Origin of the sequence: Streptomyces sp. CB01635 (assembly GCF_002803065.1) — a bacterium.
Classification (GTDB): domain Bacteria; phylum Actinomycetota; class Actinomycetes; order Streptomycetales; family Streptomycetaceae; genus Streptomyces.
The window spans coordinates 75378-92744 of sequence record NZ_NNBL01000016.1 but is presented as its reverse complement, the minus strand read 5'-3'; the positions used below and the strand labels follow the sequence as shown (position 1 = coordinate 92744).

The 17367-nt window shown below is 67.8% G+C and carries 13 protein-coding genes and 1 pseudogene; 7 read left to right on the top strand and 7 right to left on the bottom strand.

Annotated elements, in window-relative coordinates; genetic code table 11:
• Positions 1–15: 15 nt before the first annotated feature.
• Both CG723_RS30650 and CG723_RS30645 read right to left on the bottom strand, forming a co-directional pair.
• Positions 16–2115, bottom strand: a complete 2100-nt coding sequence (locus CG723_RS30650) for a bifunctional polysaccharide deacetylase/glycosyltransferase family 2 protein (protein ID WP_234374601.1) — start codon at positions 2113–2115, stop codon at positions 16–18.
• 19 nt (positions 2116–2134) lie between these two features.
• Positions 2135–2536, bottom strand: a complete 402-nt coding sequence (locus CG723_RS30645) for a hypothetical protein (RefSeq protein WP_100596768.1) — start codon at positions 2534–2536, stop codon at positions 2135–2137.
• 161 nt (positions 2537–2697) lie between these two features.
• On the opposite strand from CG723_RS30645, the gene CG723_RS30640 reads away from it, so the two are divergent.
• The 3 genes from CG723_RS30640 (at position 2698) to CG723_RS30630 (ending at position 6516) form a co-directional block, all read left to right on the top strand.
• On the top strand, positions 2698–3723 hold the full coding sequence (locus tag CG723_RS30640) for a chitinase (protein WP_199841950.1): 1026 nt from the start codon (positions 2698–2700) through the stop codon (positions 3721–3723).
• Between the two features lie 125 nt (positions 3724–3848).
• Complete coding sequence (locus CG723_RS30635; protein WP_100596841.1) at positions 3849–5132, top strand: low temperature requirement protein A; 1284 nt, start codon at positions 3849–3851, stop codon at positions 5130–5132.
• Positions 5133–5265: 133 nt separating this feature from the next.
• Positions 5266–6516, top strand: a complete 1251-nt coding sequence (locus tag CG723_RS30630) for an MFS transporter (protein ID WP_100596767.1) — start codon at positions 5266–5268, stop codon at positions 6514–6516.
• Between the two features lie 401 nt (positions 6517–6917).
• Here the strand turns inward: CG723_RS30630 and CG723_RS30625 are convergent, their stop codons facing one another.
• Both CG723_RS30625 and CG723_RS30620 read right to left on the bottom strand, forming a co-directional pair.
• Positions 6918–8030 carry an ABC transporter substrate-binding protein gene (locus CG723_RS30625; protein WP_100596766.1) on the bottom strand — a complete coding sequence of 371 codons (1113 nt, stop codon included), beginning with the start codon at positions 8028–8030 and terminating at the stop codon, positions 6918–6920.
• 195 nt (positions 8031–8225) lie between these two features.
• Positions 8226–10112: a multicopper oxidase family protein gene (locus tag CG723_RS30620; RefSeq protein ID WP_234374600.1), complete on the bottom strand. Its 1887-nt coding sequence runs from the start codon at positions 10110–10112 to the stop codon at positions 8226–8228.
• Between the two features lie 1117 nt (positions 10113–11229).
• Between CG723_RS30620 and CG723_RS30605 the strand changes: the two genes are divergently transcribed.
• The 4 genes from CG723_RS30605 (at position 11230) to CG723_RS30585 (ending at position 15375) form a co-directional block, all read left to right on the top strand.
• Positions 11230–12183, top strand: a complete 954-nt coding sequence (locus tag CG723_RS30605; RefSeq protein WP_100596764.1) for a dioxygenase family protein — start codon at positions 11230–11232, stop codon at positions 12181–12183.
• 104 nt (positions 12184–12287) lie between these two features.
• Positions 12288–13391, top strand: a complete 1104-nt coding sequence (locus CG723_RS30595) for a maleylacetate reductase (RefSeq protein WP_100596763.1) — start codon at positions 12288–12290, stop codon at positions 13389–13391.
• A gap of 122 nt (positions 13392–13513) precedes the next feature.
• The gene (locus tag CG723_RS30590) at positions 13514–14167 is read left to right on the top strand and encodes a response regulator transcription factor (RefSeq protein WP_324905374.1); all 654 of its coding nucleotides are present in this window, start codon (positions 13514–13516) and stop codon (positions 14165–14167) included.
• Between the two features lie 41 nt (positions 14168–14208).
• Positions 14209–15375: a sensor histidine kinase gene (locus CG723_RS30585; RefSeq protein WP_100596762.1), complete on the top strand. Its 1167-nt coding sequence runs from the start codon at positions 14209–14211 to the stop codon at positions 15373–15375.
• Positions 15376–15436: 61 nt separating this feature from the next.
• Here the strand turns inward: CG723_RS30585 and CG723_RS30580 are convergent, their stop codons facing one another.
• The 3 genes and pseudogenes from CG723_RS30580 to CG723_RS30570 form a co-directional block, all read right to left on the bottom strand.
• A complete protein-coding gene (locus CG723_RS30580) occupies positions 15437–15832 on the bottom strand; it encodes an ATP-binding protein (protein WP_100596761.1) in 396 nt (131 codons plus the stop codon).
• Positions 15833–15986: 154 nt separating this feature from the next.
• Positions 15987–16141 (bottom strand): annotated as a pseudogene (locus tag CG723_RS47960) (IS110 family transposase); the annotation flags it as partial.
• Positions 16142–16188: 47 nt separating this feature from the next.
• Complete coding sequence (locus CG723_RS30570) at positions 16189–17016, bottom strand: alpha/beta fold hydrolase (protein WP_100596760.1); 828 nt, start codon at positions 17014–17016, stop codon at positions 16189–16191.
• Positions 17017–17367: the final 351 nt, after the last annotated feature.

Below are 17367 nucleotides of genomic sequence, written 5' to 3'. Positions count from 1 at the left end.
CGGTGAAGAGGTCGATCAGCGGCGCGAAGACCGGCGTGACGATCTGTGGAAGAGCACCACGAGGGGCATGCCCACCCGTCCGAAGCGACCCGAAGGCCCCTTGTCCACGAGGGACTTGCGGTGCTTCCACAGCGCCTGCATGGTGCCGTACGACCAACGGTAGCGCTGGCTCCACAGCTGTTTGAGCGAGGCCGGCGCCTCCGTCCAGGCCCGCGCATGCTCCTGGTACACCACACGCCATCCGGCGCGGTGCATCGCGATGGTGATGTCGGTGTCCTCCGCGAGAGTGTCCTCGCTCATGCCGCCGACCTCGAGGACGGCCTGGCGCCGGAACGCTCCGATCGCTCCGGGGATGGTGGGCATGCAGCGCAGCAGGTCGTACATGCGGCGGTCCAGGTTGAAGCCCATCACGTACTCGATGTGCTGCCAGGCGCCGATGACCGTGTTGCGGTTGCCGACCTTGGCGTTGCCCGCGACCGCGCCGATGTCCGGGGAGGCGAAAGGCTGCACGAGCTGCCGGACGGTGTCCGGCTCGAAGACCGTGTCGCCGTCCATCATCACGACGATGTCGTAACTGGCGTTGCGTACCCCGTTGTTGAGCGCCGCGGGCTTGCCTGCGTTCTCCTGACGGATCACTCGCACGTTGGGCAGGCCGAGGGACTCGGCGATCTCCTTCGTGCCGTCGGTGGAGCCGTCGTCCACGACGATGATCTCGATGGGATGCGTGCTCTGCGCGAGGGAGTTGAGGGTGTTGGCGATGCACTCCTTCTCGTTGTACGCGGGCACGATCACGCTGACCGGCCTGGTGACGGGCGTCCCCCAGCTGAACCGGCGTTTGTTGCGCTGCCTGTAGTGGCGCCGCGCGAGGAGCAGCATCATCGCGAATCGCGCCATCACGGCGACTCCGACGACCGCGAGGAAGACGGCCAGCGTCGGCACGGTCCACTCGGCGATCGCGACCGCCACGATGAGCGCCTTGCCCTCGTAGAGGGTGGTGCCGGTGGCTTCGGAATGGGCGGCCTGCTCGACATTGCGGGCGCCGCCCGGAGCGTTCGTGCCGGAGGAGGGAGGGGTTCCCTGCTGGGCCGCGCCACCCGGTGTCTGACCGGACCTCTGCGACGCCCCACCGGGCCGAGCGCTTGCGTCCTGTGTGTCGCCGTCCTGCGCACCGGTGCCCTGCGCGGAGCCGCTCCCGTCGGAGCCGTTCTGTGCGGAGCCGCCGCCCAGCGCCCCCGTCTTGGCCATGGCGCCGCTGACCGTAGTGAAGGTGTAGCCCTTCGCCTTCATCTTCTTGATGTACTCGGGCAGCGCCCTGAGCGTCTGGTCACGGTTGCCGCCGGCGTCGTGGAAGAGCACCGACGCGCCTTTGCTCTTCTTCGGCGTCGCCCACTGGACGATCTTCGAGACGCCCGGCTTCTTCCAGTCGTCGCTGTCGGTGTCGACGAAGACGCTGGTGTAGCCCATGGCGCCGAGCTTCTTGTAGACCGGCCAGCTGTAGTTGTCGATCGCGGCGGCCTCGGACGAGTAGGGCGCGCGCACCAGCTTCGTGGTGATGCCGGCCGCTCCCGCGAGCGCCAGTTGGGTCTGCGTGAGCTCACGCTTGACACGGGCGTCGCTCTGATAGGAGAGGTCGACATGGGTGAAGGTGTGCAGGCCGACCTCGTTCCCCTGCTGGACCATGTCCTTCACGATGCCGGGCTGCCGGGCGATCATGGAACCCACGAGGAAGAACGTGCCGTTCACATCGTTGTCCGCGAGGATCTTGAGGACCTTCTCGGTGTACGTGGCGTCGGGACCGTCGTCGAAGGTGAGCACGATGGTCTTCTTCGGAACGGACTGCGTCCGCATGGAACCGTTGGTCGAGGTCAGAATCGGGCCGCCGTCGAGGATGCGCTGCGGCACCTTGTCGTAGGACGCGTCGGTGCGGACGCGGTGGTCGCCCAGGACCTCGGCCCGCAGATATCCGTCGAGCATCATCACGCTGACGAGTCCGAGGACGAGAACGAGCGCGAGGACGACGCGTGGCCGCTGCAGAGCGGCGGCTCGACGCCCGGCGCGCTCCAAGCGGGAGGGAGCGGCGCGGCGACGGCGCCTCGCGGAGGTGTTGCTGGTCATGTTTTCCCTTACCTGCGCGTCAGTGGGCGTCGGCGGCGGCTGATGCCGAGGGGGCGGGCAGCGAAGGGCTGGGTGAGAGGGAGGGGCGGGTGGTCGGAGGCGTTCCCTGCTGCTGACCGGCGCCGCCAGGAGCGCCGTACCCGGCGGCCGGACCACGACCGGTGCCACCTCCGCCACCTGCGCCGCCGAAGGGCAGCAGGTCCGTCGTGCTCACGGACACACCCCACCCCATGAACGACAGGCCGAGGACGACCGCGTAGCCCAGACAGGCGACGACCACGGCGAGGCCGAACCTGCGCAGCAGCTTGGCCCGCCGTCCGGAACTGTCGACGAATACGGGGCCTTCATCGGCCCCTTTTCCACGTTTGCGGTGGCTTCCGCGCCCACTGGCACGGTTTTCGACGGAGGAATCGAAATGCATTCTCGGGACGCTAAGGGATCTTCATGTGGCCCATCACAGGCATTCCTGTGCGCACCCTGAGAAGGCCCTGAGTTCGCTGTGATTTGCCTCATGACACCTGGATCACAGGCTTCCGTGTTTCAGTTCCGGGACGAGACCGAGAAGAAATGGGTGCATGCACGATGAGGAATGTTCTGGGGAGGCCGGGCGCCGCCTTCGTGTCGCTGGTGGCGGCAGCGACCTGCGCGGGGTGCTCGTCGGGGAGCTCGGGCTCGGCCGACGCGTCACCGCACGGCGCGTCCTCGCAGGCCGCGAGCGCACCCTCGTCATCCAGCCCGTTCGCCCCCTACGTCAGCGCCACGGACGCCTCGGACCTGGACGCCGCCGGGTCCCCCTCCGCGTACAACCTGGCCTTCACCATCGCGGACGGCAGCTCCTGCACGCCCACGTGGAACGGCACGGAGGCCGTCAGCGACGCGACGGTGAAGAAGCGGATCTCGGCACTCGAGTCGTCCGGCGCGACCGTGCGCGTCTCCTTCGGCGGGGCGTCCGGCAAGGAACTGGCCGAGACGTGCGGCAGCGCGTCCGCTCTGGCCGACGCCTACGCCGCCACGCTCGACGCCGCGGGCGCCACCCAGGCCGACTTCGACATCGAGGGTGATGCGCTGAAGGACTCCGACTCGGTGACCCTGCGCTCGAAGGCGATCGCCCTGCTCCAGAAGAAGCGCACCGACCTCAACGTGTCTTTCACACTTCCCGTGATGCCCTCGGGCCTGGACGCGGACGGCGTGGCCCTCCTGGAGTCGGCCAACGACCAAGGCGTCAAGGTGTCCAGCGTCAACATCATGACGATGAACTACGGCACGTCCTACACCGGCGACATGGGCGACTACGCCATTACGTCGGCCAAGGCGGCCCACGCCCAACTCGCGGACGTTTTCGGGCTGTCGGACAGGAACGCGTGGCGCGGACTCGCCGTGACGCCGATGCTCGGCACGAACGACATCGACAAGGAGACGTTCACCCTTTCCGATGCCGCCCAACTGCGTACCTTCGCGGAGACGAAGGAGCTTGCCTGGGTCTCCATGTGGTCCACGTTCCGCGACCAGCAGTGCTCATCTGCCGACACGTCGTCGGACGACCCGCTCACCAACTGCAGTGGTGTGCAGCAGAGTTCGGGAGCCTTCGGCAAGGCTCTGTCCGGCTGAGGCGACGCGTTCGGTACAGGTGCGGCGCGGATGCCTCCTTCGAGAGCGAGACCGTGACCGACGCACCTCGGGCGCCTGTCCCGCATCACTCGGTTCGACGGCACTGATGCGGCATCATGCTCCGCATGAGCGACTCTCCCCACCCTCGAGGTGCCGGCGGCAATCTGGCGCACAGTCGGGTGCCGATGACTGGCCGCGATCCCCGAGAACCCGGACGGGTCTCTTCACCGCTGGAGCTGCTGTTCGACCTGACGTTTGTGGTCGCGGTAGGAACCGCCTCCTCCCAGTTCGCCGAGATGGTCGCCGAGGGGCATACCGGAGAGTCGGTCACCGCGTTTGTGCTGGCGATGTTCGCGATCAGTGTTGCGTGGATCAGCTTCAGCTGGTTCGCGTCGGCGTTCGGCACGGACGACTGGCTCTACCGCGCGCTGACGATGTTGCAGATGATCGGCGTCGTCGTGTTCTCGCTCGGCCTGCCCGCGATGTTCCACTCGGTCGACGAGGGCGAACACCTCGACCTGAGGGTGATGGTGCTCGGGTATGTCGTGATGCGGATCGCGATGGTGCTGCAGTGGTGGCGCGCCGCCCGGGAGTCCCCCACATTCCGGGACGTCGGAATGGCGAACATCCGCTGGACGGTGATCGTCCAAGTCGGCTGGGTCGTCGTCGCGTTCACGCATCTGCCGCTCAACGCGGTGTTCGTCGCGTTCATCGTCCTCGGTGCGCTCGAACTGGCATTGCCCGTCCTCACCCAGGGCGATGCGGGCGGAACTCCGTGGCACCCTCACCATGTCGCGGAGCGGTACGGCCTGTTCGCCATCATCGTCCTCGGGGAGGGCGTGGTCGGTACCGTCGCGTCCTCGGGCGAGCTTCTCGGCGGTGTGGACGGAACCCATTGGAGCGGCAACGCGATCGCCGTGGTCGTCGCCGGCGTCGGACTGACCTTCGGCATGTGGTGGGTGTATTTTGCCACCCCCTTCGGCGATATCCTGGTGCACCGCCGCAGCCGCGGATACCTCTTCGGCTACGGGCACATCCCGCTCTTCGCCGGGGTGGCCGGCGCCGGAGCCGGCCTCCACGTGGCGGGGCTGCACCTGGAGCACAACTCGGAGATCAGTGACGTCGCCGTGGTGCTGTCCCTGGCCATCCCGGTCGGCCTCTACCTGCTCATGGTGTATCTCCTCCACACGCTCTTGCTGTCCACGGCCGACCCGTTCCACGTGCTGCTGATCTCGCTCACGCTGGCCGTACTGCTCGCGGCGGTGCTCCTGTCCGCGGCCGGCGTCGCCATCGCGGCGTGCCTCCTCATCGTGATGCTGGCCCCCTTCGTCACCGTGGTCGGCTACGAGACGATCGGCCACCGCCACCAGCGCCGGATGCTGGAAGGGCTCGACTCGCAGAACCATTGACAACTGCTCGCGGATACGGGGGCGATGGGCACAGGTGCAGGCCCTGGTGGCCCGCCCGTTGGCCTTCGCCCCGTCCGACTTCCCACGAGGCCGGCTTGGTCGTGCGGTGATTCCTCGCTGGTACTGTCCAGCCATGCCGCGCCTGGTGGAAGTTCCTGGGTACGTACGCTTCTGGACCGCCTCAGCGGTATCCGCTTTCGGTTCTCAGGTCACGGGGCTGGCCCTGCAGATCCTCACCGCCGTGGCGCTGAGCGCATCCGCCACTGAGGTCGGCATCGTCAACGCCGCCCGCTGGCTTCCGTATCTGCTCTTCGGACTCGTGGCCGGGGTAGTGGTGGACCGCCGCCCACGCAAGCCGATGATGGTCACCACGGACCTCGGAAGGGCGGTCCTGCTCGGCGCGATACCCGTGCTGTACGCGCTGGACCAGCTCACTGTCCCCACGCTGTGCTTGTTCGTCTTCGCGTTCGGGGCGCTGTCACTGCTGTTTGACGCGGCGAACCAGTCGTACGTGCCACAGCTGGTACCAAAAGAACTGCTCAACTCGGGGTACGCCCGTATGGAGCAGGCGGGCGCGGTGGCCGGTTCGACCGGCCCTCTGATCGGCGGGGTACTGATCAAAATCATGGGGGCGCCGCTGGCCGTGCTGGTGGACGCCGTCACATATCTGATGTCGGCCTTGTTGCTCGCCTCGGTGAAGGCACCCGACCCCGTCCCCGATGGCGGCGCACGGCGCAGCCTCGGCAGCGAGCTGCGCGAAGGGGTGGCATGGGTCTACCGGCATCGCACGCTGGCATCCATCGCCCTGACCTCACACGCGATGCTGCTTTTCAACAGCATGGTCAGCACCGTCTTCGTGGTCTTCGCCCTGAACGAGCTCAAGATCGGCGAATTCGGCCTGGCGGCCACCTATGCCTTCGCGAGTGTCGGAGCGGTACTCGGCGGCGCGTTGTCCGCACGCGTGGCCGACAGGATGGACGTCGGCCCCACGCTGATCGCCTTCCGCCTGCTCGCCGCGATCGGCTGGCTGCCCCTGGTCCTGGCCGGACGTGGACCGTGGGCGCTTGCCTCCGTGTCGCTCGCCTTCTTCATCGTGTCCCTGGCCATCGGCATCGAGAGCCCGGTGGAGATGAGCTATCGGCAAGCGGTGACACCCGACCGGCTGCGCGGCCGCATGAACGCGACGATCCGCTCGATGAACTGGGGAATGGTAGCCGTGGGGGCACCGCTCGGTGGAGTACTCGCCGACCAGATCAGCTATCGCTTCGCCCTGTGGATCGGACTGTCCGGAGCCGTCGTCCAGGCGCTTGCACTGACGGTCTCTCGTACCCGCAGGGCCCGCACCACCGACGAACTCGATTTCCCAGCAGAGGCCTGCGCGTGACCAAGAAAGGGCGCGGGGCCGTCTCGCGTCTGCGCATTCGTCGACGAAGGCGCTTGTCATGTGCCAGTACGGCGGCCCGGACACGGCGGAGAAGACTTTCTGCCACGACCGTGGCCCGCCGAGCCCGTGAATTCGGGTGGGCCGCGTGGCCGCCTACCGGACGAAGCAGGGTGGATCGGCCACGTGAGGCGTGCCCGCCCTTCACCCGTGGCCGGTCAGCAACCGGCTCGTCATTACTCCCCGTCGGCGAGCCAGGTGCGGGCGCGCCCAGCAGGGCACGTACGCCCAGCTCGATCGTCGGTCCTGGAGCGGCGCGTACTGGGCCGAGTCGGGGGGACATCCTTGCGAACCCGCCGATGGAGACGCTGGGCTGCCGTGCCTGAACCATCCTCCGTGCTCGGTCAGCCGGTGTGGAGGATCCGAAAGCCATCGGGTTCCGCCGGATCCCGGTCAACCACCTGGACCGACGTCCAGGCCCATTGCCACACGCTGATGCCAGGCGTGCGGGAGAACTTGATCTGCCCGCGGGTGCCTTCGACCGCAACGCGCGGCCAGGATGCGGCAATACGGGACCGGTCCGCGCCGTGCGCACGCAGCACATCGGCGAGGACAGCGATCGTGTCGTAGCCCTCGAAGGCGACGAAGGAGGGCGCTTCGCCCAGCCGCTCACGGAGTGCCGTCTCGACTCGCGCACCGAGTGGGTTGAGGCGCTCCGGCAGGTAGCGCAGGAACGGGATCCCGGCGCCGTCGTCGCCGAGCAGCTTCGCCCATTCGGCGAACTCCGGTTGTCCCGCCGGAGCACCGATCAGCATCTCGGCGAGGCGCTGGTCGTGGCGTACGGACTTGACGATCGACACTGCCGGCTCCGGATGGCCGGCCAGAAGAAGCAGGGCTGTCGCGTGACTCTCGACGAGTTCGTCGCACAGCGCCGCGGGGTCGAACTCGCGCATGTCGAGTTCGATGACGGCGCCGCCGCGTGGAGCGAGGTAATCGCGCAGAATGCGGGCCCCGGATGCCCAGTACACACTCGGCTGGGCTGCCACGGCGATGCGGCTGTGGCCCGCGCCGAGGAGGAAGTCCGCGTATATCTGCCACCCGTGGGACTGCGCCGGCGCGAGGCGCGCGACCCATTCCGTCGGATGATCGGTGAGCGCGTCGAGAACCGCTGACGAGCAGAGGTAGGGCAGGCCGAGGGCGTCGGCCCTGGCAGCAGCGGCGCGAGCGACGACGCTGTGATATTCGCCCGCCAAGGCCGCCACGCCCATGCGAGCCAATTCATCCACTGCCGCCGCGGCCTTCTGCGGATCAGCGGCCGTGTCTCGGACCACCAGCTCGAGAGGCCTGCCGACGATTCCGCCGCCGTCATTGACTTCGCGAACGGCCAACTCAAGTCCAGCGAGGAGGTGTTGGCCTGCCTCGACCCAGCCGGGGCGAGTCAGCGGAACGAGGGCGCCGATCCGGACCGCTGATCCGTCAGTCCACTCCGCTCCAGGCGCCGGTGCCGGCGTATTCATGAGTGGGCGCCTCCTGAGCGACGATCCGGTGGCACTTTGTCCGGATCGGATCGCGGAGTGCATGTCGGTGGCGCCGAGAGTAGCCGAGCCGGCATTGGCCGGCTTCGGCGCCCCATCGGGTGCGGGACCTCCAACGACGTGTTCGCCGCCCCGCGGTCCGGGCCGGGGGCGGCAAGCGTCGGTCGATCGATTCTGTCAGTGGTCGTCGCCGTGTCCGCCGTCGTGGTCGCCACCGGCCTGGTCGTGCTCGCCGTGGTCGTCGCGGCCGACGATCGTCCACGGGCGCATCAGGTCGTCGTCTTCGTGTTCGAGGATGTGGCAGTGCTGGACGTACGTCGCCGGCAGCTCGGTGCCGCTTCCCGGCAGCCCGGCGATCCTTTCCGTCGGCGGGTCGAATTCATTGATGACGATTCTGGTCACTGTTTCCGGATAGGACTTGAACGTGTCCTTGCGGGACAGTGCTTCGTCCGGGTCCGGCGGAATCGGCGGGCCGGTGAGATAGTTCGCCAACACCGGCTTGTCCTTCGGTTTACGGCCACCGTCGATCCACTTTTCGTATTGGTCCTGGTAGCCGGCCGCGTCGATCGGCTGCCTGTTCAACACCTGGAAATTGACGAGGTGGACATGCATCGGGTGGCCGTCGTGGTTGGGATTGACGTACTCCCAGATCTCGGTCGAGCCCGCCTTGATGAAGTCCTCGGACGGCTCCATGAACGGCACCGCATTGAACGTCATGGTGCCGAATAGCTGGTGCTGGTAGAGGACCCATTCCCGCCGGCGGGTATGCGCCGTCACCTCGATGGGTGCGGCCTTCGGCAGCTCGAGCTTCATGGGCGGCGTTGTCCTGTCTCGGCCTCCGGACAACGGTTTGGTGACACGGAATTCCATGATTTCCGAGATTTCCGGTCCGTCGCCGCCGGGGAAGTGCACGGGCGCGTTGTAGTTCGTCAGCGTGACCTTCGTGCCCATGGGCAGCTTGCTGAAGTCGACGATCAGGTCGTACCGCTCGGCCGGCGAGATCAGGAAGTTCAGCATGCGCAACGGGGTGCGGAGACCGCCGTCGGTGCCGATCAGCCAGAACGGCAGGACGGGCTGAGGCAGTACATCCTCGGGAACGTCGAACCTCAGCCGCCAGAAGCGCTCGTTCGAAGCGTTGAGAACGCGCAGCCGGTAGCGTCGTCGCTCGACCTCCAGGAAGGGGTATGCCTTCCCGTTGACGACCGGGGTGTCCTCGCCCTGCTGCAAGGTCATGGTGTAGGCGAGCGAGCCGTCCGGGTGGAAGGTCCGGTCCTGCAGGATGAGGGGGACCTCGAATTCGCCTTGCGGCAGTCCGAGCCGATCGTCGGCGGGGTCATGGACGAAGTAGAGACCGGCAAGGCCCGCGTAGACGTTGACGCTGGTCATCCCCATGCCGTGGTCGTGATACCAGAGCATGCAGGAACGGTCGTGGTTGGTGTAGCCGCAGATCGCCTCGTTGGGTGCGACCCGCTTCGGGTCCAGGGTGGTGTAGGACTCGGCGTGGATGCCGTCCGGGCTGAACGACTGGAGCGGCAGGCCGTCGGACTGCGGCGCCGTGAAACCACCGTGCTGGTGTACGACGTTCCACACGTTGACGTTCTCGGGGAACGGCTGCATCGGCTTGTAGGGGGGCGGAGGGGTCGGGGTCAGCTGGGGGTCCCCCGAGCGAATCTTATCGATCACGAACTGGAACAGGTGGGTGGTCGGCAGGTGGTTGCGCCACTTGACGAGCGTCGGGTGGTCCCTGGTCACGTTGAGGGTCGGCCCCAGGTAGCCCATGCCGATCGGCTTGCGGGGGTCGTGCGGGTTCGCGGCCCAGTAGCCCCACACCTTGGCCCGCCCGAGATCCCGGTGGAAGCGCCACCTGCCCGGCCGCATCGTGATGTCGTAGAAGTCGGCGCCCGGATAGACGGAAGGATCCGAGATGGCTGCCCTCGGGATGGGCAGCGGGTCAACGTACTTCTCCAGCTTCGGGGTGTGCGGAATCGACGGGTCCCCAGCCGCCGACCCGTGACCGTGACCGTCTGCTGCAGACGCCTGCCCTCCCGCCCCCCGTGGAAGCATGGCCGCACCACCCATGGCACCGGCCATGAGGAATCTCCGTCGCCCAACCATCGTCTCCAGCCTTTCGTCGCCTCGCGTGACGATGAATAGATACAGGGCTGGTTCGGAACGTTGCCGGAGCGCGTCGGTCCGGGCTGAGAATGCCACTCATTGAGCCGATCTCGGCAGGAATTCGGAAGGTATCGGGATTGGAATCGAATGATTACCGCCACCCTGAGCTCGTGTGCTGAGCACTCTGCTGATGCGTCATATACGGCTGTGGGGCGGGCTGTTGGTCCGAGTCGTCGCCGATCTTCCGTGCCTCAGTTGCCCAATTTATGCCCCATTCAATGATGCTGCCCTTTCGGGATACCGGCAGAACGCGATACCTCGGACATGCCGGGGTCCATGGGTCCGTGCCGGGAGCCTGCCGCGGAGATGAGTGCTCAGCGCCGCACCGACAGCCTCCGGCTGCTCGACCGCGAGATGCCCGATGGCGGATGCCTCCAGGGTGGCATCGGCGATCCCGTCCGCGAGCTCCCGCGCGTGCTCGAGACGACGGCACGGCGAGCGTCGCCGCTTTGGCGACACAGGTGTTGCGGCTCACGGACGCGCAGGGCTGGGAGTCGTTCGCGTACGCCGGTATCTCGCTGGGCAGCGCGGTCGGGTCCGTGGTGGAGACCAGCCCGGGCCGCTGGTTCGGCTATCCCAAGACCGCCGAAACCCCTCTCGGGCGCGCTCTGTTGCGGGACCTCGCCGAAAGAGGCAGGTCCGCAAGCGAACCCCCCCCGTGCCCCGGAAGGTCCCCAGCGGAGGAGCGGTGCGACTGCACGAGAGTGGCTAGTCGGCCGTGTGGGTCATGGTGACCAGCACGGTGCGGGCGCCGTGGACGAGGTGTACGCGTAGACCACCCGGTCTTCCGCCGGCGCGAGGCGCAAGTGCAGACCACGCTGGGTCGACGACTGCCGTGGACAGCAATGGAGTTCACCGGATTGCTGGTGTCGCTCTGGGCCCACCGAAGCCGAGGGACGAGCTCGGGTTGGCGTCCAGGACATCCGGTGGAATGTTCACTGCCGACGCCGAGAAGTCTGCCACCGTGTGTACGCAGCAACGCCGAACGAGCAGGGGGAGCCGCTCCATGTCCGCGCCGCAGAACGCAGCACATCCCGCAGGACTTCCGCCAGCCCGACCTGATGGCCGGTCCGAGAAGCGCGGCGCGCTGCCGGAGCAACAGCGCCAGGTGGAAGCGGAGTTGGTCGAAACGGTCCTGGCCTCGTTCCGTGACACCCCGGACCCGCGCCTCAAGGAGCTGATGCAATCACTGGTCAGGCACCTGCACGGGTTCATCCGTGAGGTACGTCTGACCGAGGCGGAGTGGCAGCGGGCCGTTGACTTCCTCACCTTGGCCGGGCACATCACCACTGACCGGCGTCAGGAGTTCGTGCTCCTGTCCGACGTGCTCGGGGCCTCCATGCAGACCATCAACGTCAATCATGACGCCGCCGGGAACGCAACCGAAGCGACGGTGGTCGGACCGTTCTTCGTGGACGGCTCCCCGGAGATTCCCATCGGCGGCGACCTGGCGGGGGGAGCCCCAGGAGAGCCCTGCTGGGTCGAGGGCACCGTCACCGACACCGACGGAAAACCGGTCGTCGGAGCCCGGCTCGACGTATGGGAAGCCGACGAGGACGGTCTCTACGACGTGCAGTACGGGCCGGACCGTACGGCGGGCCGGGGGCATCTCTACACCGATGACCAGGGACGCTACGCGTTCTGGGGACTCACCCCCACCCCGTACCCGATCCCGCACGACGGGCCGGTCGGTGAACTCCTGGAGAAGACTGGACGCTCCCCGCTGCGCGCCTCCCATCTGCACTTCAAGGCGACCGCCCCCGGCCACCGCGCCGTGATCACTCACATCTTCGTCGAAGGCGACCAACTCCTCATGCAGGACGCTGTGTTCGGCGTCAAGGACTCCCTCGTCAAGGGGTTCGACCGGCAGGCACCCGGCACACCGGCCCCCGACGGTCGTACCCTCACCGACCTGAGCTGGACCCGCGTCCGCTTCGACATAGTGCTGCGGCGCGCGTGACGCGACCGTCGGAGCAGGAACCGCAGCAGGAACCGGAGCAGGAACCGGAGCAGGAACCGGAGCAGGAACCGGAGCAGGAATTGGAGCGAGAAGGAGAACCTCCCATGCGATTCGAGCACGAGACGCTGCCGCAGCGCGTCCACTTCGCCTCCGGCGACGCACGCGCGGCCGTGCGCACCGAGGTCGAACGGCTCGGCGGCGCCCGCGTGATGGTCATCGCGACGGCCCGCGAAGCCGAACGGGCCAAGTCCGTCACCGCCGACGTCCCGGTGGTCGTGCACCACGACGACGTGGCGATGCACGTCCCATTCGCCACGGCCGAACGGGCCCGGGCGGCAGCGGCCCGGCACGATGCGGACGTGCTGGTCTGCGTCGGCGGCGGCTCTACGACCGGCCTGGCCAAGGCCGTCGCGCTCACGACGGGGCTGCCGATCGTGGCCGTCCCGACCACGTACGCGGGGTCGGAGGCGACCAGCGTCTGGGGCCTCACCGAGGTCGGCCGCAAGACGACCGGCGTGGACGCCCGCGTCCTGCCGCGCGCGATCGTCTACGACGCGATGCTCACCCTCACGCTCCCCGTGCCGATGAGTGTCGCATCGGGCCTCAACGCCCTTGCCCACTGCGTCGATTCGATGTGGGCACCACGCACCGACCCGGTCGACCAGGCAATGGCCGGGGAGGGCATCCGCGCGCTCGCTGCCGGACTGCCCGCAGTCGTCGCCGATCCCTCCGGCATCGAGTGCCGCGAGCAGATGCTGTACGGCGCGTACCTGTCGGCGGTCGCATTCTCGTCGGCGGGGTCGGGCCTGCACCACAAGATCTGCCATGTACTCGGCGGCCGCTACGGCCTGCCGCACGCCCAGACGCACGCCGTCGTCCTGCCGTACGTGCTCGCCTTCAACGCCCCAGCCGCGCCGCACGCCGAGCGCAGGATCGCGGAGGCATTCGGCACGGGCTCGGCGCTCGACGGGCTGCAGCGGCTGCGCCGGGCGGTGGACGCGCCGACCGCGCTGCGGGACTACGGCCTCGCCGAGCCGGACATCGACGACGCGGTGCCGGCGATCCTGAAGGCGGCCCCGGCGAACAATCCGCGTCCGGTCACGGCCGACGGCGTACGAGGGTTGCTGCGGGCGGCGTGGGAGGGCGCGGATCCGGCGATGGGTGCGTGGGCTTGGTCAAGACATACAGGCGCCCCTGAGCGACGGTGAGTTTTCGACCCCCGCATTGGGATGGGACGCTTCGATCAAGAAATACCGTAATGAGCTAGCCTGTCCCCATTATTGACTTGGCCGGTGGCTGGCAGAGCGCTGAGCGTGAGAGGTGGTCACCCATGGTGATCCATGTCCTGGTCGCCGACGACAGCGAGATCGTCCGCCGGGGACTGAGCGACATTCTTTCCTCCGCAGACGACATCCACGTGGTGGATCAGGCATGGGACGGACGCAGCGCCGTCGACGCAGCGCGACGCCTTCGCCCTGACGTGGCGCTTCTCGACATTCGGATGCCGGGCATGGACGGCATCGCCGCCACTCGCGAGCTGCAGGCGCTCACCGATCCGCCCCGGGTTCTCATCCTCACCATGTTCGCGGAAGACGAGTACGTGGATGAAGCGGTCAGTGCGGGGGCCAGCGGCTTTCTACTCAAAGACACGCCCCCCGAGGAGTTGCTGCGGTCGGTGCGCCTCGTGGCCGCCGGTAAGTCCACCCTCGATCCCTCGGTCACGGGGCGCGTCATGGAGCAGCTCGCCCAGCACGCGATTCGGCTGACGACTGATGAACAGCAGGCCCTCGACTCGTTGACCGCCCGGGAGCGGGAGATCCTCGGCCTCATCGGACGAGGCATGTCCAACGCGGGCATCGGCAAGGAACTCCACGCCAGCGAAGGGACCGTGAAGAACCAAGTGAGCCGCCTTCTGGCGAAGATCGGGGCGGACAACCGGGTCCAGGCGGCCCGCCTGGCGTACCGGGCGGGAATGGAACGCTGAACACCAGGTCCGGCCGGGCGGCGTGGAGGGAGAAAGGCCCCGTGCGCTGGATCGCGTGGAACGATGCGACGCCGTCGTCCCTGCGGCGTCTGGACGCGTCGGTGGCGGCAGCTGCCGCACTCGTTGGGTTCGGAAACAGTTGGGTCAAGCCCTCGAACGGTCTTCTCACGGGGGCTCCCACCGTGACGGTCGCGGTGCTCTCCGGAGCCGTCGGACTCGTGCTGTGGTGGAGACGCAAGCGGACCGTCATGGTCGGGTGGCTCGTCGTACTCTGCCACCTCCTCCTCTTCACCCCCACGGCCCTGGCCGTCGCGCTGTACACGGTGGGATCCACGTACCCGAACCGATGGAGGCTGCTCGCCTGGTTCGCCGTCCTGGGTTGCCTGTCGGACGCGGGCGCCCTGTGGCTCGGCGGAGCGTGGGACTTCCGGGGAGCCTCGTACTCGCTGGCGCTGGTCGTCGGACCGCTGGTCGTCGGCTACGCCGTCGCCCTCCGCCGTGACCTGGCCACGGCCGCCCAGACCGAACTCGCCACGAGGGAGCGCGAGCACGTGCTGGTGGTCGAGCAGGCGCGGGTCAACGAACGGAGCCGGATTGCCCGGGACATGCACGACGTGGTGGCGCACCGGGTCGGGCACATCGTGCTGCTGGCCGCCGCTCTGCGGGTGGGCCCCGGGGTGGCGAACCCCAAGGTCGCGGACGACGCGGAACAGATCCGGCACGAGGGGCGTCGTGCCCTTGAGGAGTTGCGCGCGATTCTCGGCGTGCTCACGCCCGACCGTGCAGGCCGGCCCGCACCGCGCGCCCTACGGGTGGACGTCGGCGACCTCGACGACCTGGTGCGCAGCGCCCGACGGGCCGGACTGCACGCTGACCTCAGCATGGAGGGGGAGCCGGGGGCGCTGCCCACGCTGGTGCAGCAGGCCGTCTACCGGACTCTTCAGGAGTCGCTCACCAATGCCGCCAAGTACGCGCCGGGGGCGAACGTCGGGATCGAATTGAGGTGCGGTCCTGACACGGTGGACCTCACGGTGATCAACGGCCCCGCTTCCGGGCCGCCCGCCGATGAACTCCCCAGCGGCGGCAACGGTCTGCTCGGACTGGACGAACGTGCGTCCTTGCTCGGAGGCGAACTGACCGCCGGCCCCGAGGGTGAGGGATTCCGGGTGGAGCTCCACCTTCCCATCGCCCGGCCCGACACCATGTGACGGCTCCGACGCGATCCTCGCGCCGGCCCAGCGGGACGTTGGCGAGGGTGGGCCTGAGGCGTCACGCCGCAGGGACCTGGAACCACACCCACTTTCCGCGGTCTCCCGCCGTCGCGACGCCCCACGCCTGTGACGCGACGTCCAGCAGGTCGAGTCCGCGTCCGGACTCCATGTCCTGGTCTTCGGCGACGCTCGCTCGGTCACCCGCGCTCATCTCGGGCTCCCTGTCGAAGACAGCACCAGTGATGACGTCGGCGGAGGGGTCGAAGCCGACAGCTACCCGGATCGCCGCTCCCTTGCCGTGGCGGACGGCGTTCGAGACCACCTCGGTCAGCAGGAGGGCTGCCGTGTCCGCCCCGGAGGAACCGGTGGGGGCTATCTCATGCAGTGCGGTTCGGGCCTCGGCGGCTGCGCGAGGATGTCGGGACAGAATGGCGATGCCGCTGGATGCGTGCATGGGATCTCCGATTGTCTATTTCCCGGCGAAGGCAATCCCCCTGCTTACTCAATCCAGGATGGCCCGGAAATAGGGCCGAATCCGTATGCCTTTGCTCCGCATTCCCATGTCCCGGACGTCACCGGACCGAGTGACGATCGTCACGGGCAGACCGGACGGCCGGGTGCTGCATGCGCGGGCCGAGCGCCCTCTCCAAGCGCGGGTGGACCTGCGTGAACAGGCCGCGCAGCCGGTTGGAGAGCCGGTTGCCTCCGAGACGAGGTTGTCGTCGAAGCCGACGAGCATCTCCAGCTCGGCGATGATCTCGTCGTTGAGTTCGAGCGAGTTCGCCTCGTTCTGCGATCCCGGCTTCACGTTCAACTGCGTGCGAACTCAAGGAGGTCGGCGTTGAACTGTTCGGCGAACTTGGGCACCATCGCGAGACCGTGCGGGGCGCCGGGGTAGACCTTGTAGATCGAGTCCTTGACGAGCTTCGAGCTCTTGTTGCCGGAGGCCACGATGGGCACGATCTGGTCGTCGTCGCCGTGCACGATCAGCGTGGGCACGTCGATCTTCTTGAGGTCCTCGGTGGTGTCCGTCTCGGAGAACGCCTTGACGCAGTCGTAGGCGGCCTTGATCCCGACGGTCATGCCCCAAAGCCAGAACTCGTCGCGGGTGCCTTGCGTGACCGTCGAGTCGTCGCGGTTGGCTCCGTAGAACGAGCCGCTGAGGTCTTGGTAGAACTGGGAGCGATCCGTTTTCACACCCTCGCGGATTCCGTCGAAGACCTCAAGGGGCTGGCCCTCGGGGTTGGCGTCCGTCTTGAGCATGAGCGGGGGGATCGCGCCGACCAGGACGGCCTTGGCGACGCGGCCGGTGCCGTGCCGGCCGATGTAGCGGGTGACCTCGCCGCCGCCGGTGGAGTGGCCGACCAGGATGACGTCGTGGAGGTCCTCGGCCTCGATCACCGCGGCCAGGTCGTCGGCGTACGTGTCGAGGTTGTTGCCCTCCCAGGGCTGGCCGGAGCGTCCGCCACCGCGCCGGTCGTGGGCGATGGCACGGAAGCCGTTGTCCGCCATCACCTTCATCTGGGGGTCCCAGGCATCGGCGTTCAGCGGCCAGCCGTGGGAGAAGACAACGGGCTGGCCCGATCCCCAGTCCTTGTAGAAGATCTGCGTGCCGTCCTTGGCGGTGGCGAAGGGCATGTGTGGTCCTCTCGAAACTCGTCCAGAACTCCACGGGTCACGCGAGCTCAGTGCCCGAGCCGGGCCCTTTGCAACGCCACGAACCACTTTCGGACGTACACGGGGGTCAACGGAGAGGGCGGCGGCGAAAAGGCCGGGATGAGCATTTTGTCGACGTCACTCTAGCTGAGGGGCACCACTTCAGCGCGTCGAGAAATCCTCATCGAGAAGGTCGTGTCGATGGCCGGCGTGAAGGCGTCGTCCTCGAGTCGGGTGCAGGTGAACTCGACTGCACCTGCGCGCCGTTGGGGAGAGCTCGTGACGGGAAAGAGACGGGAAACACGGCGTTCCACCGAATGGCATCACGTGGGC

What these genes read in the sequence shown, in the direction of transcription:
- CG723_RS30605 (WP_100596764.1), top strand. Translation starts at nt 11,230, where the DNA reads ATGTCCGCGCCGCAGAACGCAGCACATCCCGCAGGACTTCCGCCAGCC.
- CG723_RS30645 (WP_100596768.1), bottom strand. Translation starts at nt 2,536, where the DNA reads ATGCATTTCGATTCCTCCGTCGAAAACCGTGCCAGTGGGCGCGGAAGC.
- CG723_RS30650 (WP_234374601.1), bottom strand. Translation starts at nt 2,115, where the DNA reads ATGACCAGCAACACCTCCGCGAGGCGCCGTCGCCGCGCCGCTCCCTCC.
- CG723_RS30580 (WP_100596761.1), bottom strand. Translation starts at nt 15,832, where the DNA reads ATGCACGCATCCAGCGGCATCGCCATTCTGTCCCGACATCCTCGCGCA.
- CG723_RS30625 (WP_100596766.1), bottom strand. Translation starts at nt 8,030, where the DNA reads ATGAATACGCCGGCACCGGCGCCTGGAGCGGAGTGGACTGACGGATCA.
- CG723_RS30590 (WP_324905374.1), top strand. Translation starts at nt 13,514, where the DNA reads ATGGTGATCCATGTCCTGGTCGCCGACGACAGCGAGATCGTCCGCCGG.
- CG723_RS30635 (WP_100596841.1), top strand. Translation starts at nt 3,849, where the DNA reads ATGAGCGACTCTCCCCACCCTCGAGGTGCCGGCGGCAATCTGGCGCAC.
- CG723_RS30620 (WP_234374600.1), bottom strand. Translation starts at nt 10,112, where the DNA reads ATGCTTCCACGGGGGGCGGGAGGGCAGGCGTCTGCAGCAGACGGTCAC.
- CG723_RS30630 (WP_100596767.1), top strand. Translation starts at nt 5,266, where the DNA reads ATGCCGCGCCTGGTGGAAGTTCCTGGGTACGTACGCTTCTGGACCGCC.
- CG723_RS30595 (WP_100596763.1), top strand. Translation starts at nt 12,288, where the DNA reads ATGCGATTCGAGCACGAGACGCTGCCGCAGCGCGTCCACTTCGCCTCC.
- CG723_RS30640 (WP_199841950.1), top strand. Translation starts at nt 2,698, where the DNA reads ATGAGGAATGTTCTGGGGAGGCCGGGCGCCGCCTTCGTGTCGCTGGTG.
- CG723_RS30570 (WP_100596760.1), bottom strand. Translation starts at nt 17,016, where the DNA reads ATGCCCTTCGCCACCGCCAAGGACGGCACGCAGATCTTCTACAAGGAC.